This is a genomic window from Micromonospora sp. NPDC023737 (genome assembly GCF_040639715.1).
Taxonomy (GTDB): Bacteria; Actinomycetota; Actinomycetes; order Mycobacteriales; family Micromonosporaceae; genus Micromonospora.
The window spans coordinates 477,749-490,708 of record NZ_JBFAAL010000003.1; the positions used below are offsets into that span (position 1 = coordinate 477,749).

13 protein-coding genes are annotated in these 12,960 nt (G+C 72.2%); 7 read left to right on the forward strand and 6 right to left on the reverse strand.

All coding sequences use genetic code 11. The annotated features are described in order from the left end of the window. Positions 1-530: 530 nt before the first annotated feature. A complete protein-coding gene (locus AB0F98_RS11055; protein WP_357732208.1) occupies positions 531-707 on the reverse strand; it encodes a hypothetical protein in 177 nt (58 codons plus the stop codon). A 462-nt stretch (positions 708-1,169) separates the two neighbouring features. Between AB0F98_RS11055 and AB0F98_RS11060 the strand changes: the two genes are divergently transcribed. Genes AB0F98_RS11060 through AB0F98_RS11070 form a run of 3 tightly spaced genes read left to right on the forward strand, consistent with a single transcriptional unit; the run spans position 1,170 to position 4,190 of the window. Continuing rightward, positions 1,170-2,630 (forward strand): menaquinone biosynthesis decarboxylase, encoded by a 1,461-nt coding sequence (locus AB0F98_RS11060; RefSeq protein ID WP_357732211.1) that lies wholly within the window; start codon positions 1,170-1,172, stop codon positions 2,628-2,630. Continuing rightward, positions 2,630-3,541: a menaquinone biosynthesis prenyltransferase MqnP gene (gene mqnP, locus AB0F98_RS11065; RefSeq protein WP_357732214.1), complete on the forward strand. Its 912-nt coding sequence runs from the start codon at positions 2,630-2,632 to the stop codon at positions 3,539-3,541. Before AB0F98_RS11060 ends, mqnP begins: the two co-directional genes overlap by 1 nt. Before the next feature lie 19 nt (positions 3,542-3,560). Beyond that, on the forward strand, positions 3,561-4,190 hold the full coding sequence (locus tag AB0F98_RS11070) for a UbiX family flavin prenyltransferase (protein WP_357732217.1): 630 nt from the start codon (positions 3,561-3,563) through the stop codon (positions 4,188-4,190). Positions 4,191-4,269: 79 nt separating this feature from the next. On the opposite strand, the gene AB0F98_RS11075 is transcribed toward AB0F98_RS11070, so the two are convergent. After that, on the reverse strand, positions 4,270-4,536 hold the full coding sequence (locus AB0F98_RS11075) for a BldC family transcriptional regulator (protein WP_076469042.1): 267 nt from the start codon (positions 4,534-4,536) through the stop codon (positions 4,270-4,272). Between the two features lie 268 nt (positions 4,537-4,804). Here AB0F98_RS11075 and AB0F98_RS11080 point away from each other — a divergent pair, with 268 nt between their 5' ends. Then, entirely contained in the window at positions 4,805-5,263 is a 459-nt protein-coding gene (locus tag AB0F98_RS11080) for an Lrp/AsnC family transcriptional regulator (RefSeq protein ID WP_357732221.1), read from the forward strand. A 60-nt stretch (positions 5,264-5,323) separates the two neighbouring features. Here AB0F98_RS11080 and AB0F98_RS11085 read toward each other — a convergent pair whose 3' ends face one another. From AB0F98_RS11085 to AB0F98_RS11095, 3 genes are all read right to left on the reverse strand, one after another. After that, a complete protein-coding gene (locus tag AB0F98_RS11085; RefSeq protein ID WP_357732224.1) occupies positions 5,324-5,953 on the reverse strand; it encodes a putative glycolipid-binding domain-containing protein in 630 nt (209 codons plus the stop codon). Positions 5,954-6,119: 166 nt separating this feature from the next. Continuing rightward, positions 6,120-7,712 (reverse strand): DEAD/DEAH box helicase, encoded by a 1,593-nt coding sequence (locus AB0F98_RS11090; RefSeq protein WP_357732491.1) that lies wholly within the window; start codon positions 7,710-7,712, stop codon positions 6,120-6,122. Positions 7,713-8,053: 341 nt separating this feature from the next. Then, the gene (locus AB0F98_RS11095; protein ID WP_357732227.1) at positions 8,054-8,563 is read right to left on the reverse strand and encodes a hypothetical protein; all 510 of its coding nucleotides are present in this window, start codon (positions 8,561-8,563) and stop codon (positions 8,054-8,056) included. On the opposite strand from AB0F98_RS11095, the gene AB0F98_RS11100 reads away from it, so the two are divergent. Next, positions 8,562-9,098, forward strand: a complete 537-nt coding sequence (locus tag AB0F98_RS11100; protein WP_357732230.1) for a hypothetical protein — start codon at positions 8,562-8,564, stop codon at positions 9,096-9,098. The genes AB0F98_RS11095 and AB0F98_RS11100 overlap by 2 nt on opposite strands. Before the next feature lie 341 nt (positions 9,099-9,439). Here AB0F98_RS11100 and AB0F98_RS11105 read toward each other — a convergent pair whose 3' ends face one another. Continuing rightward, positions 9,440-10,999, reverse strand: a complete 1,560-nt coding sequence (locus AB0F98_RS11105; RefSeq protein ID WP_357732494.1) for an NlpC/P60 family protein — start codon at positions 10,997-10,999, stop codon at positions 9,440-9,442. A gap of 321 nt (positions 11,000-11,320) precedes the next feature. Here AB0F98_RS11105 and mqnE point away from each other — a divergent pair, with 321 nt between their 5' ends. Both mqnE and AB0F98_RS11115 read left to right on the forward strand, forming a co-directional pair. Continuing rightward, positions 11,321-12,490, forward strand: a complete 1,170-nt coding sequence (mqnE, locus tag AB0F98_RS11110; RefSeq protein ID WP_357732233.1) for an aminofutalosine synthase MqnE — start codon at positions 11,321-11,323, stop codon at positions 12,488-12,490. A 24-nt stretch (positions 12,491-12,514) separates the two neighbouring features. Further along, positions 12,515-12,937, forward strand: a complete 423-nt coding sequence (locus tag AB0F98_RS11115) for a hypothetical protein (protein ID WP_357732236.1) — start codon at positions 12,515-12,517, stop codon at positions 12,935-12,937. The last annotated feature ends 23 nt before the right edge of the window (positions 12,938-12,960 follow it).

Below are 12,960 nucleotides of genomic sequence, written 5' to 3' on the forward strand. Positions count from 1 at the left end.
CGAGCTTCACGCCGCCGCGCTTGATCGGCTCGCGCGACCCTGGCGTTCTGCGGGGCGTTGTCCGGGTTGGTCGGCGTTGCCCAGGGCTGCGGGGTTGACTCCGAGTTGTCCGGCGTCGTGCGGGGTCGGGTCCGGGTTGTTCGGGGTCGGGTTCGGCTCGGTCGGGGTCGCGCGGGGTTGGGTCCGGGTTGGTTGGGGTCGTGCGGGCTTGGTCCGGGTTGGTCGAGGTCGTGCGGGTCGCGCGGGGTTGGTGCCCGGGGCTGCGCGGGGTTGGTCCGGGTTGATCGACTCGACTTCATTGACGTCGGGGTGTCGGACGCGGCTGGATACCGCGACTTCACAGATGTCGAGTCGATCATTCGTGCCGACGCCGACGCCGACGCCGATGCCGAGCGCCGACCTCGCGGCCGATCCGTGCCTGCGTCGCGGCCGATAGTGATCAACGCCGGGCCGAGGCGGTCGACGGTGGGCCGATCGCGGTCGATGCCCCTGCCGGGCGGTCTCCGTCCGTGCCGGTCTTCCGGATCTCGTCAGGCGCCGAACCAGCCGGGCGCGTCGAAGCGGAACCAGTTCGCCGGGGTGACGGCGCGCAGGTCGTCCTCGATGGCGGCGACCCGTTCCGCCCCGAGCGTGGCCACCCACCGATCGCGGACCTGGTCGAAGACGACCATTGAGCGGCGCAGCCCGTCGTGTCCACGCTCGGTCATCCGCACCAGCTTGGGCCGGGCATCGCGGGCCGCTGCCAAGGACCCGGGCCGCGCCGCGTCGCCAAGGGTCGGGCCGCGTCGCCAAGGGGCGCGCCGCGTCGCCAAGGGTCGGGCCGCGTCGCCAAGGGTCGGGCCGCGTCGCCAAGGGTCGGGCCGCGCCGCCAAGGATCCGGGCCGCGCCGCCAAGGATCCGGGCCGCGCCGCCAAGGATCCGGGCCGCGCCGCCAAGGATCCGGGCCGCGCCGCGAGGGGGCGCGGGCGGGCCTCAGGGAGCTGTTAACGCGCCGTGCAAGGCTGCCGATCGGGGCCGCGCGGGGTTGATCGACTCGACCTCCTGGAAGTCGCGGTGTCAGCTGCGGCTGGATACCGCGACTTCACAGATGTCGAGTCGATCATGCGCGGCGGTCGACATGACCGACCCGGTTGGGGTGGTCGGGGTGCCGGTGCGGGAGACTGGCGGGTATGGCGGCTCGTGGCTTCCCGTACAACGATCTCAAGGACTTCCTCGCGGCCCTGGAGCGCGCGGGCGAACTGCGGCGGGTGAGCGTCCCGGTCGACCCGACCCTGGAGATCAGCGAGATCGTCACCCGGACGGTACGCGCGGGCGGCCCGGCGCTGCTCTTCGAGCGCCCGACCCGCGGTGAGATGCCCGTGGCGATCAACCTCTTCGGCACCGAGAAGCGGATGGCGATGGCGCTGGGCGTCGAGTCGCTCGACGAGGTCGGGGCGCGGATCGGTGAGCTGATCAAGCCGGAGCTGCCGGTCGGCTGGTCGGGCATCCGCGAGGGGCTCGGCAAGGTCATGCAGCTCAAGTCGCTGCCGCCGCGCAAGGTGAAGACCGCGCCGTGCCAGCAGGTGGTGTACCGCGGGGACGACGTCGACCTGAACCGGCTCCCCGGCCTGCAGGTGTGGCCCGGCGACGGCGGGATCTTCCACAACTTCGGGCTGACCCACACGAAGCACCCGGAGACCGGCAAGCGCAACCTCGGCCTCTACCGGCTCCAGCAGCACGGCCGCAACACCCTCGGCATGCACTGGCAGATCCACAAGGACTCCACCGCGCACCACGCCGTCGCGGAGCGCCTGGGCCAGCGCCTGCCGGTCGCGGTGGCGATCGGCTGCGACCCGGTGGTGTCGTACGCGGCCTCCGCGCCGCTGCCCAGCGACATCGACGAGTACCTGTTCGCCGGTTTCCTGCGTGGCGAGCGGGTGGAGATGGTGGACTGCCTCACCGTGCCGTTGCAGGTGCCGGCGAACGCGCAGGTGGTGCTGGAGGGCTACCTGGAGCCGGGCGAGCGGCTGCCGGAGGGCCCGTTCGGCGACCACACCGGTTTCTACACCCCGGTCGAGCCGTTCCCGGTGCTGCACGTCGAGACGATGACCATGCAGCGTGACCCGGTCTACCACTCGATCATCACGTCGAAGCCGCCGCAGGAGGACCACGGGCTCGGCAAGGCCACCGAACGGATCTTCCAGCCGCTGCTCAAGATGCTGATCCCGGACATCGTCGACTACGACCTGCCGGCCGCCGGCGTCTTCCACAACTGCGCGATCGTGTCGATCCGCAAGCGCTACCCGAAGCACGCGCAGAAGGTGATGAACGCGATCTGGGGCGCGCACCTGATGTCGCTGACCAAGCTGATCGTGATCGTCGACGAGGACTGCGACGTGCACGACTACAACGAGGTGGCGTTCCGCGCGTTCGGCAACGTCGACTACGCCCGCGACCTGCTGCTCACCGAGGGGCCGGTGGACCACCTCGACCACTCGTCGTACCAGCAGTTCTGGGGCGGCAAGGCGGGCGTCGACGCGACCCGCAAGCTGCCCGAGGAGGGCTACAGCCGGGGCTGGCCGGAGGAAATGCGGATGTCCCCCGAGGTGGTCTCCCTGGTCGACAAGCGTTGGAAGGAGTACGAGATCTGATGGCGGTCCTCGACGCTCCGGTGGAACAGCCGGGCAGGGTCAAGTCCTTCCTCCGGCTGGTCACCATCGAGCACTCGGTCTTCGCGCTGCCCTTCGGGTACCTCTCCGCGCTCACCGCGATGCAGGTCAACGGCGGCCACGTGCGCTGGCTCGACCTGCTGCTGATCACGATCGCGATGGTCGGCGCGCGGACGTTCGCGATGGCCGCCAACCGGATCCTCGACCGGCGGATCGACGCGCGGAATCCGCGTACGGCCAGGCGGGAGCTGGTCACCGGGGCGGTGAGCGTACGGACGGCCTGGACCGGTGCGCTGGTCGCGATCGTGGTCTTCCTGGCCGCCGCCGCGCTGCTCAACCCGCTCTGCCTGGCGCTCGCCCCGCTCGCCGTGGTGCCGTTGGTCGTCTACCCGTACGGCAAGCGGTTCACCAACTGGCCGCACGCGATCCTGGGGATCGCCCAGGCGGTCGGGCCGGTCGGCGCGTGGCTGGCCGTCACCGGCACGTTCGACGGCTCCGGACCGGCGTGGCTGCTCGGCGCGGCGGTCGGTCTCTGGATCGGCGGCTTCGACCTGATCTACGCCTGCCAGGACATCGAGGTCGACCGGCAGATCGGGGTGCACAGCGTCCCCGCCAGGTACGGCGCACGCTTCGCGCTGCACGCCTCGACCGTGGCGCACGTGGTGACGTTCGCTCTCTTCCTCTGGTTCGGCGCGCTGGTCGGCTTCGGGTGGCTCTGGTGGATCGGCCTGGTGCTGACCGCGGCCGCCTTCGCGTACCAGCACCTGGTGGTCAGCCCGACCGACCTCAGCAAGGTCAACCGGGCGTTCTTCACCGCGAACGGCTTCGTCGGCATCGCGTTGTTCGTGCTCGCCCTGCTCGACCTGGTGGTCCGGCTCGGCCTGCGGGCCTGACCGGGTGAGGCGGGACGGCATGCGTGAGCCATGGGTGGTCGGCGTCTCCGGCGCGTCCGGGACTCCGTACGCGGCGGCCGTCGTGCGTGGGCTGCTCGACGCGGGGGAGCCGGTCGACCTGATCGTCTCGCGAGCGGCCCGGCTCACGCTGCTCGACGAGACCGGCCGCCCGTTCCGCGACGCGCACTGGGCCGACGACCTCGCCGGCTGGCTCGACCGGGACCTGGGCGACGCGGATGTGCGGTACTGGCCCGCGGGCGATCTCGCCGCGGGGCCGAGCAGCGGCTCGTACCGCGTCCGTGGGATGACGGTGGTGCCGGCGAGCACCGCGGCCTGCGCGGGTATCGCGATCGGCCTCTCCAAGGACCTGCTGCAACGGGCGGCGGAGGTCAACCTCAAGGAGCGTCGGCCGGTGGTGGTGGTGCCCCGGGAGACCCCGGTGACCCGAAGCCACCTCGAGCACCTGATCGCGTTGCACGAAGCCGGTGCGGTGGTGCTGCCCGCCAGCCCCGGCTTCTACGGTGCCGGAGCGTCCGCGTCGGCCCAGCAGCTCGTCGACTTCGTGGCCGGAAAGGTGCTGGACGCGCTGGGCGTGTCGCACACGCTGTTCCGGCGTTGGTCAGGCGAGCTCGGCGCGGCCCGGGACTGACATCTCCGATCCCCGGGCCGCAGGGCGGTACGCGAACCGGGCACGCTGGCCCGGCCCACGCGGTAACCTCGCACCAAACTCAATACATGCCGGCGTTGGCCGGACCGGGACCGGTCGAAGCCGCCGGACCGGCATTTCGTGGCCGGCCCGCCTCGTCGGTCTCCTCCAGCATGCCCTCCCCCTCCAGCAGGGCCCGCACCTCGGATTCCCGAAACCGGCGATGCCCGCCTGGAGTCCGGATGCTGCCGATCCGGCCCGCCGCTGCCCATCTCGTCACAGTCTTCGGGTCAACCCGAAACAGCGCGGCGACTTCACCCGGTGTCAGCAGGCGATCTCCAGTGTCCACAGCCCCCTCCTCGCGTCGACGAAGCCCCCGGCTGAACACACTGCCCCCGGCCGGTGCGAGCCCAGAGCCGTCATGAGGGACGTATGGCAATTACAGCACCAGCGACCTGGCCTGTCCGCCAAACGCGAAAAACGCACTGAGTGGGAAGTTAGTCAATGGTACCGGCGATGCGCTCCTCTGACTGTGCGTACGCGAACTGTTACCTGCTGTCATGTGCAACGGATGCCGAAGTCCTCGCGTTACGCGTGACGAGCTAGGGTCACCATCCGTGGACGCCATCGACCTCACCCTCGTGGACCTGCTACGCACCAACGCCCGCCTCTCGTACGCCGAGCTCGCCCGCCAGGTCGGCCTCTCCGCGCCGGCCGTTCACGAGCGGGTCGGCAAGCTGGAGAACAGCGGCGTGTTGCGGGGTTACCGGGCCGACGTCGAGCCGGAGGCCGTCGGGCTCGGGGTGACCGCGCTCATCGGCATCGTGGAGGACTCCGGCGCCGACACGGACGACGTCCTCACCGCGTTCCGGAACATGCCCGAGATCGAGTCCTGCTACTTCATGGCCGGGGTCGAGTCGTTCCTGCTCAAGGCGCGGGTCGGCACCATCGCCGAGCTGGAGCAGCTGATCGTACGGCTGAACCGGACACCCGGCGTCGCCTCCACCCGGACCGGTATCGCGCTCTCCACCAAGTGGGAGAACCGCCCACAGCCGGTCAGCCCGCCCGCCTCCTGATCGCGTCGGCGGCGCGCCTGCTCAGCTCAGCCCGCCGGTCGAGCCTCGGCCCCGTCCGGCTCAGCGCGGGTCGATCCGCTCGGCGAGCCCCGGGTAGCGCAGCACGTACCCCTCACCGTCCAGGTCGATGTCGGCGGTGTAGGTGTCACTGGCGAACCGCATCCGGCCCGGCCCGAGCGACGTGTAGACCTGCTCGGCAGCCACCACGATCAGGCTCGGCATCAGCACCCAGGCCACGGTGATGCGGTGCGACCGGTCGGCCGGCGCGCCGCGCAGCCCGAGCCGGTGCACCGGCAGCGTGTTGAACAGCGGGGAACCGCCGAGGTCGACGTCGAGCGCCTCGGCCAGCCGGTCCGGGTCGTCGGTGCCGGGTAGTCCGGCCGGCGGGTACCCGGCCGCCGCCAGCGCCGCGTCCAGGTCACCCTGTTCGGCGGTGGTCACCCGCCATCGGCCGGCCGCCCGTTCCAGCCGTACGCTGCGCAGCCAGCCCGTGCCCTCCACCTCGATCTCGACGCGGGTGGTCGCCCAGTCCGGATCGGTGCTGACCTGGTAGCGGCCGGTCCACTGGACCGGGTCGACGGCGAGCATCGTGCCGCAGGCCGCCAACCCCCGCGCGTCGTCGAAGAGGACGTGCTCGGCGCCGGCCGTGTCCGTCCGGGTCCAGAAGAGCGACTTCGGCATGCTCGGCATGAGCCGACGGTACGCGACCGGACCGTCGCCGGCAGCACATGCGCGAACGCCGTCGCGGAGCGCGAACTCCGCGACGGCGTTGCGGCACGTCGATGCCGTAGCTGGAACCTCCTCGACCGCCGGCCCACTTCAGCGTGGGCGGCAGCCGGCCCAGGTCGACGCAGGATCAGTGGGTACGGGCCGGTGCCCGGTCGCCGTAGCCACGGCGCTCGTCGCGCGGCCGGTCGTCACGACCCCGGCCCTCCGTCCGGAAGCCACCCCGGACGTCCCCGGCACGGTCGGCGTACCGGCGCTCGCCGTAGCCACGGTCGGCCTGCGGTCGGTCGCCGTTGCGGCGGTCGCCGTACGTGCGGTCGCCCTGGGGCCGGTCGCCGTGGCGCCGATCGTCACGCTCGCCGCCGTACCGGCGCTCGTCGCGGGGACGGTCCGACGTCCGGTACCCGGAACGGTCGTCGCGGCCGGCGGAGAAGCGTTCGCCACGCGGCCGGTCGCCGTACCGGCGCTCGCCACCGCGCTCGCCGAAGCGACGCTCCGGGCGGTCACCGAAGCGGCGCTGACCACCGGAGCGGGCACCCTGACGGCGCGGCTCCTCCGGCTCCTCGCGAACCGGGACGCCGCTCGGCTCCCGGGCGCCGGTCAGCTCGGCGAGGGCGGGATCGCCGGCCCGCACCCGGGTCTCCGACGGCGCGACCCCGGCCTTCTCCATCATCGCGAGGGTGGTCCGGCGTTGCTTCGGCAGCACGAGCGTGGCGACCGCACCGGACTCACCCGCCCGGGCGGTCCGGCCGGCCCGGTGCAGGTAGTCCTTCGGGTCCTTCGGCGGGTCGACGTGCAGCACCAGGGTGACACCGTCGACGTGGATGCCGCGCGCGGCCACGTCGGTGGCGACCAGCACGTTCATCCGGCCCTCGCGGAACTCCGCCAGGGTGCGGGTACGCATCCGCTGGGTCTTGCCGCCGTGCAGCCCGCCCGCCCGTACGCCCACCGCGGCGAGCTGGCCGACCAGCCGGTCCACACCGAGCTGGGTGCGGGCGAAGACCATGGTCCGACCCTGGCGGGCGGCGATCGACGCCACCACCGGGAACTTGTCCTGCGGCGGGATGAGCAGCACGTGGTGGTCCATGGTGGTCACCGCAGCGGTCGGCGGTGCGGTCGAGTGGGTGACCGGATCGGTCATGAACCGCTTGACCAGCGTGTCGACGTCGCCGTCGAGGGTGGCCGAGAAGAGCAGCCGCTGTGCGCCCGCCGGAGTCTTCGCGAGCAACTCGGTGACCTCGGGCAGGAAGCCCATGTCGGCCATCTGGTCGGCCTCGTCGAGCACGGTGATCTCGACATCGTCGAGGTGGCAGACGCCGCGCTCGATCAGGTCGCCGAGTCGTCCGGGGGTGGCGACGACGATCTCCACGCCGCGGCGCAGCGCGTCGATCTGCCGGTCGTACGGCACGCCGCCGACGGCGGTCTTGAGGAACACGCCGACCGCCTTGCCCAGCGGCAGGAGTGCGTCGTTGACCTGCATGGCCAGTTCCCGGGTCGGAACCAGGACGAGGGCGCGCGGGCGCAGCGGTCGCGCCCGGTCCCCGGCTGCGACGCGGGCGAGCAGCGGCAGCCCGAACGCGAGGGTCTTGCCGGAGCCGGTCTGCCCGCGGCCGAGCACGTCCCGGCCGGAGAGGGCGTCCGGGAGGGTGGCGCTCTGGATCTCGAACGGGGTGGTGATGTCCTGCCGGGCGAGCGCGCGGACCAGCGGCTGGGGCAGCCCCAGGGCGGCGAAGTCCCGGGGGGCCTCGGCGACCTGCGTGCTGGCCTGCTCGGCGGAGTCCTCCTGGCTGGGCTGGTCGGCCGGTACGGCGTCGAACGCGGACGGGAACGTGCTGGGGTCAGCAAAGGTGGTCAAGAAGTGCCTTTCGAGCGGGGCGCATCTTCGCGATGGCCCGCCGCAGCTCGACGCCGCGCGAATCGCCCGCAAGACCGCCCATGGGCGCGCACGGTGCACGCCAGGTGAATGATCACAACAAGTGTACGGCGACCACCGCGAGCCGCCACCCACGTGGAACCGCAGTGGGCGGACTCACCGTCGGATCGCGCTGCCGCGCCGCAGGTTGATCAGCTGTTGAGCACGCCGCCGATGAACCCGTCGACGGCGTCTCCGGCGACCAGTACGAGCAGCACGCTGATCAACACCAGCAGACCGAGGGAGGTGGCGAGCACGATCACCACCCGGGTGGTACGCGACCGTTCCGTCCGTGTCGGTGTGTCCGCCCACCCCTGCGCCAGGATGTGCCCGGTCAACGAGCCGGAGTTCTCAACCGCGTTGTTCGGTAGCGCGATGGTGGTGAAGCCCGGCCCGTCGGTGGAGTCGCCGCCGTAGACGGTGCCGGCCAGGTCCGGCCCGCCGTCGTACCGTCCGGCGCGGGGCCCGGCCGACGTACCGCCGCTCAGCGGAGCGCCGCGGGTACGACTGCCTTCGGCCGGCGTCGAGACCGCTCCGGCGGACCCCGCCGGGGACCACGACGTGGCGGGAGGCGGCGGGAACGGCGGTGCCGGGGTGGGGCCGGGCGGCGGCGGTGGCGGCGGAACCGGTGGTCCCGGCGGCGGTGCCGGTGGTACCGGCATGGGCGGTACCGGCCCGGGCGGTGGCTCGGGGCGCGGCCCCGGCGGGTACGGACCCGGGGTCGGCGGGGTCGGCCTCGGCGACGGCGGGGCGGGCGACGGCGGGACGGGGCCGGGTGCCGGAGGAGTGGGTACGGGTGCCGGCTCCGGTTCCGGGGTGGGTGGCTTCGGCGGCTGCGCCGGCTCGGGCGGCTGTGCCGGCTCGGGGGGCTCGGGGTTGACCGGCCCCGACCGGTACACCGCCGGTTCGCCGGCCCGCGCATCGTTGGCGGCCTGCGCCTCCGACGCCGTCACCCGGCTGGGGGTCGGCACGGTGGCGCTGGCCCGGGCGGCCGCGGCCGCCCCGTCGGTCGTCGCCGGGCTGGGCGTGGGCGCGCCGGTCCGGGCGGCTGGGGTCGCGTCGTCGGCAGTGGCCCTGGTCGTACCCGGGACCGTGGCGCTGGCCCGGGCCGGTCCACCCGAGCTGTCCCGCTGGCTCGGCAGGCCCGCCGAGCTGACGGAACTCGCCGTCGCTGCGGCCGAGCCGGCCGCCCGGTAGGTCGTGCCGGGACTCGGACTGTCCTTCGGCGTCTCGGCCGGGGTCGACGCGGTGGCGGTGGCGACGCTGGCCCGGGCCCGAACCGGGGTCGCCGAGGGTTCCGGGTCCGGCTGCTCGACAGCAGAGGCCGCCGGCGTCGCCGAGGATTCCGGTCCCGGCTGCTCGACAGGAGGTGCCGCCGGCGTCGCCGCGGGTTCCGCCGCCTTCGCCGGATCCTTCTGCTCGGCCATCATCGCCCCTCCGCCCACGCCTGCACCCCCGCACCCGGCCGTAACCGAGTGTCTGGGTGTCACGGTGCCACATTCTGCCCGGGTGGCACACCCGGAGTGGGTGCTTGCGGCTCAGCTGTCGCCGCTCGGGCTCGCCGACTCGCTCACGGGCGGGCTGCTGCTCGCCTCGGCGCTGCGACTGGCCGAGGGGGAGGTGGTGGGAGACTCCGGGGGAGTGGAAGTCGGCGGCGGGCTGGTGGTCGGAGTGGAATCCGGCGTCTCGCTCGGGCTCGTCGTGGGCGACCCGGAGGGCGATCCACTCGGCGACCCGGTGGGCGAACCACTGGGTGACCCGGTGGGCGAACCGGTGGGTGACCCGGTGGGCTTCGGGGTCGTCGGTGGCTTGGGGGTCGTCGGTGGCTTCGGAGTCGTGGGCGGCTTCGGAGTCGTGGGCGGCTTCGGCGTCGTCGTCGGGGCCGGCACGGCACCGATCACGCGGGTCGCGGCGTATAGCCGGGACCAGGTGACGGTGGAGATCTTGACGACGTCGCCGGTGGTGGGCGCGTGCACCATCTTGCCGTTGCCGATGTACATGCCGACGTGGTGGATCGTCGTCCAGCTGCTGCCCGAGGCGAAGAAGAGCAGGTCGCCAGGGAGGAGCGCGGTGCGCGCCACGGTGCGGCCGCGGGTCGCGTAGTACTGGTCGCGGGAGACCCGGGGCAGGTTGAAGTAGTCGGCGCCCTTCGACCGGTAGGCCGCCCACATCAGGCCCGAGCAGTCGAACCGGTTCGGCCCCTCCGCGGCCCAGAGGTAAGGGTCGCCGAGCTGGGCGAGCGCGTAGCGAACGGCGGCCAGCGCGCGCGGGTGAGCGGCCACCCCGTCGGCGCTCTGGCCCTGCACGTACCCGGCGCCGAGCTGCTGCTCGCTGGCCTCCTGCTGGCGTTCGAGCGCGACGAGCTGCTCGGCGTTGTCCTTGCGCAGCTTGAGGAGCTTCGCCTCCGCGGTGTGCAGAGCCGTCTCGCTGGTGGTGAAGTCGGTCTGGACGGCGCGCAGTTGCGCCTCGGCCGTGGTGTAGCTCTGGTAGGCGGTCTGCTCGGCCGCCTGGGCGCGCGCCAGCTCACCGGTCACGGCGGTGGTGGAGCCCTCGACCTTCTCGCCGCGAGTGATCCGCTGGAGCCGGCTGAGCCCTTCGATCTCCTCCGCGAACTCGGCGGACGGCAGCGCGGCGGCGGCCTTGAACGCGTCGGCGGCCGCCTCGTCGGCCTGCTGCTGGGCCTGGGCCAGCGTGTCGCGGGCGAGCTTCAGCTCCCGGTCGGCGCTCGCGAACTGGGTTTCCGTGGCGGTGCGTTTCTCCCGTAGCTCCAGCAGTGTGTCGCCGAGCAGGCCGACCTGGGTCTCAGCGGCGTAGATCTGGCTGGCCAGCGGCCCGGTGCCGAGGTTGCCGGCCGGCGCGCCGGTCGTCGGGTTCGTCGTGACGGGCGCACCGCCGGGCAGTTGAAGCGACCCCGTGATGGTGGGTCGGGCCCCCGAGTCCGGTACGGCGGTGGGTGGCGCGGGGTCGGCGTACACCGGGGCGGCCATCACCGCGGCGGCTATCGCGCCGAGCAGAGCGGCCCAGAGTCGTGGTCGCAACACCGGCGAGATCACCGGGCTCCGCCGTCGCCGTCGTCGCCCGTGCCCGCTGCCGACCATCCCGCTCCCCATCCGCCGAGCAGTCACCGCGCCGGGGTGGACGCGGCCGTGGGGACGCTACCAGTGAACCTTTTTCAACCCGGACCGCGGATCGCCGTGTGCCGACCCGTGCTCGCGGCCACAACGGACCGCAAAGCGGGCGAAAAAGGGTTCAGTGTGTCCCTCCCCACCCTGTCTTACCTCAGTCGGCGCAGCCCTGTCGATGTGTGGTCGGGTTACGGATGGCTGAGAATGTGGTTAACGCGGCCGCGGACCGTGCCGGTGGAGTCGCCGGCCGCCCGTCGTACGCTCGATCGGGACCGCGGGTGGAAGGGACGTGCCATGGACGCCGGACTCAAGCGTGAGCTCGAAGCGAAGGTGTACGCCGGGGAGCGACTGAGCCGAGAGGACGGGATCGCCCTCTACGAGAGCGACGACCTGGCCTGGCTCGGGCGGCTGGCGCACCACCGGCGCACCGAACTCAACGGCGACCGGGTGATGTTCAACGTCAACCGGCACCTCAACCTGACCAACGTCTGCTCCGCCTCGTGCGCGTACTGCTCGTTCCAGCGCAAGCCGGGCGAGAAGGACGCGTACACGATGCGTATCGACGAGGCGGTCCGCAAGGCGAAGGAGATGGAGGACGAGCAGCTCACCGAGCTGCACATCGTCAACGGCCTGCACCCCACCCTGCCCTGGCGCTACTACCCGAAGGTGCTGCGCGAACTGAAGGCGGCGCTGCCGAACGTCAAGCTCAAGTGCTTCACCGCGACCGAGGTGCAGTGGTTCGAGAAGATCAGTGGGCTGAGCGCCGACGAGATCCTCGACGAGCTGATGGACGCCGGCCTGGAGTCGCTGACCGGCGGTGGCGCGGAGATCTTCGACTGGGAGGTCCGCCAGCACATCGTCGACCACGAGTGCCACTGGGAGGACTGGTCGCGGATCCACGCGCTGGCCCACAGCAAGGGCATGAAGACGCCGGCCACGATGCTCTACGGCCACATCGAGGAGCCCCGGCACCGGGTCGATCACGTGCTGCGGCTGCGGGAGCTCCAGGACGAGACCGGCGGCTTCGCGGTCTTCATCCCGCTGCGCTACCAGCACGACTTCGTCGACTCGGCGGACGGCAAGATCCGCAACCGGATCCAGGCGCGTACGACGATGGCCTCGCCGGCCGAGTCGCTGAAGACGTTCGCGGTGTCCCGGCTGCTCTTCGACAACGTGCCGCACGTCAAGTGCTTCTGGGTGATGCACGGCCTGTCCGTCGCCCAGCTCTCGCTGAACTTCGGTGCGGACGACCTGGACGGCTCGGTCGTCGAATACAAGATCACGCACGACGCGGACTCGTACGGCACCCCGAACACCATGCACCGGGAGGACCTGCTCAACCTGATCTGGGAGGCAGGTTTCCGCCCCGTCGAGCGGGACACCCGCTACAACGTGGTGCGCGAGTACGACGCCGCTCCGTCGCTGGCGGAGCGCCGGGCCGAGCCGCAGCGGGTCTGGGCCTGACCGGGCACGTACTCTCGTAGAGCGATGACTGAACAGCAGAGCAGTTTCCCCCGGCGCGACGCCGAGGGGCGGGTACGTTTCCTCGGCGACCTGCTCGGGATCAGCCTCGCCGGCTGGGTGATCGGGGTGCTCGCCCTGGTGTTGTTCGACTGGGCGTTCGCCTCGTTCGGGTCGGGCGGCTTCGGGCGCGCCAACGGGTGGCTTTCGGTGATCCTCCCGGTCTGGCTCTTCTGGGAGGAGTTCCGCGCCTGGGAGTTCGGCGCGGCCCGGGTGATGGCGGGGCTGGCGGCCGTCGCGGTCGGAGTGGTCGTCGGGCTACTGGTGGCCGGTTTTGCCGCGGGCCTGCCGGGGCTGCTCTCCGGCGCGCTGGCGGCGGCCGCCTTCACGGTGGCGTACGCCGTGGTGTGGTTTTCCGGCGTCCGCTGGCTGGCTCGCCGGACGGGCTGAACCGCCCTCGCGGGCTGAGGCGT

Excerpts from the sequence above, each read along its gene's own strand:
- AB0F98_RS11055 (WP_357732208.1), bottom strand. The coding sequence starts at position 707 with ATGACCGAGCGTGGACACGACGGGCTGCGCCGCTCAATGGTCGTCTTC.
- AB0F98_RS11060 (WP_357732211.1), top strand. The coding sequence starts at position 1,170 with ATGGCGGCTCGTGGCTTCCCGTACAACGATCTCAAGGACTTCCTCGCG.
- mqnP (WP_357732214.1), top strand. The coding sequence starts at position 2,630 with ATGGCGGTCCTCGACGCTCCGGTGGAACAGCCGGGCAGGGTCAAGTCC.
- AB0F98_RS11070 (WP_357732217.1), top strand. The coding sequence starts at position 3,561 with ATGCGTGAGCCATGGGTGGTCGGCGTCTCCGGCGCGTCCGGGACTCCG.
- AB0F98_RS11085 (WP_357732224.1), bottom strand. The coding sequence starts at position 5,953 with ATGCCGAGCATGCCGAAGTCGCTCTTCTGGACCCGGACGGACACGGCC.
- AB0F98_RS11100 (WP_357732230.1), top strand. The coding sequence starts at position 8,562 with ATGGGCGGTACCGGCCCGGGCGGTGGCTCGGGGCGCGGCCCCGGCGGG.
- AB0F98_RS11095 (WP_357732227.1), bottom strand. The coding sequence starts at position 8,563 with ATGCCGGTACCACCGGCACCGCCGCCGGGACCACCGGTTCCGCCGCCA.
- AB0F98_RS11105 (WP_357732494.1), bottom strand. The coding sequence starts at position 10,999 with ATGGTCGGCAGCGGGCACGGGCGACGACGGCGACGGCGGAGCCCGGTG.
- mqnE (WP_357732233.1), top strand. The coding sequence starts at position 11,321 with ATGGACGCCGGACTCAAGCGTGAGCTCGAAGCGAAGGTGTACGCCGGG.
- AB0F98_RS11115 (WP_357732236.1), top strand. The coding sequence starts at position 12,515 with ATGACTGAACAGCAGAGCAGTTTCCCCCGGCGCGACGCCGAGGGGCGG.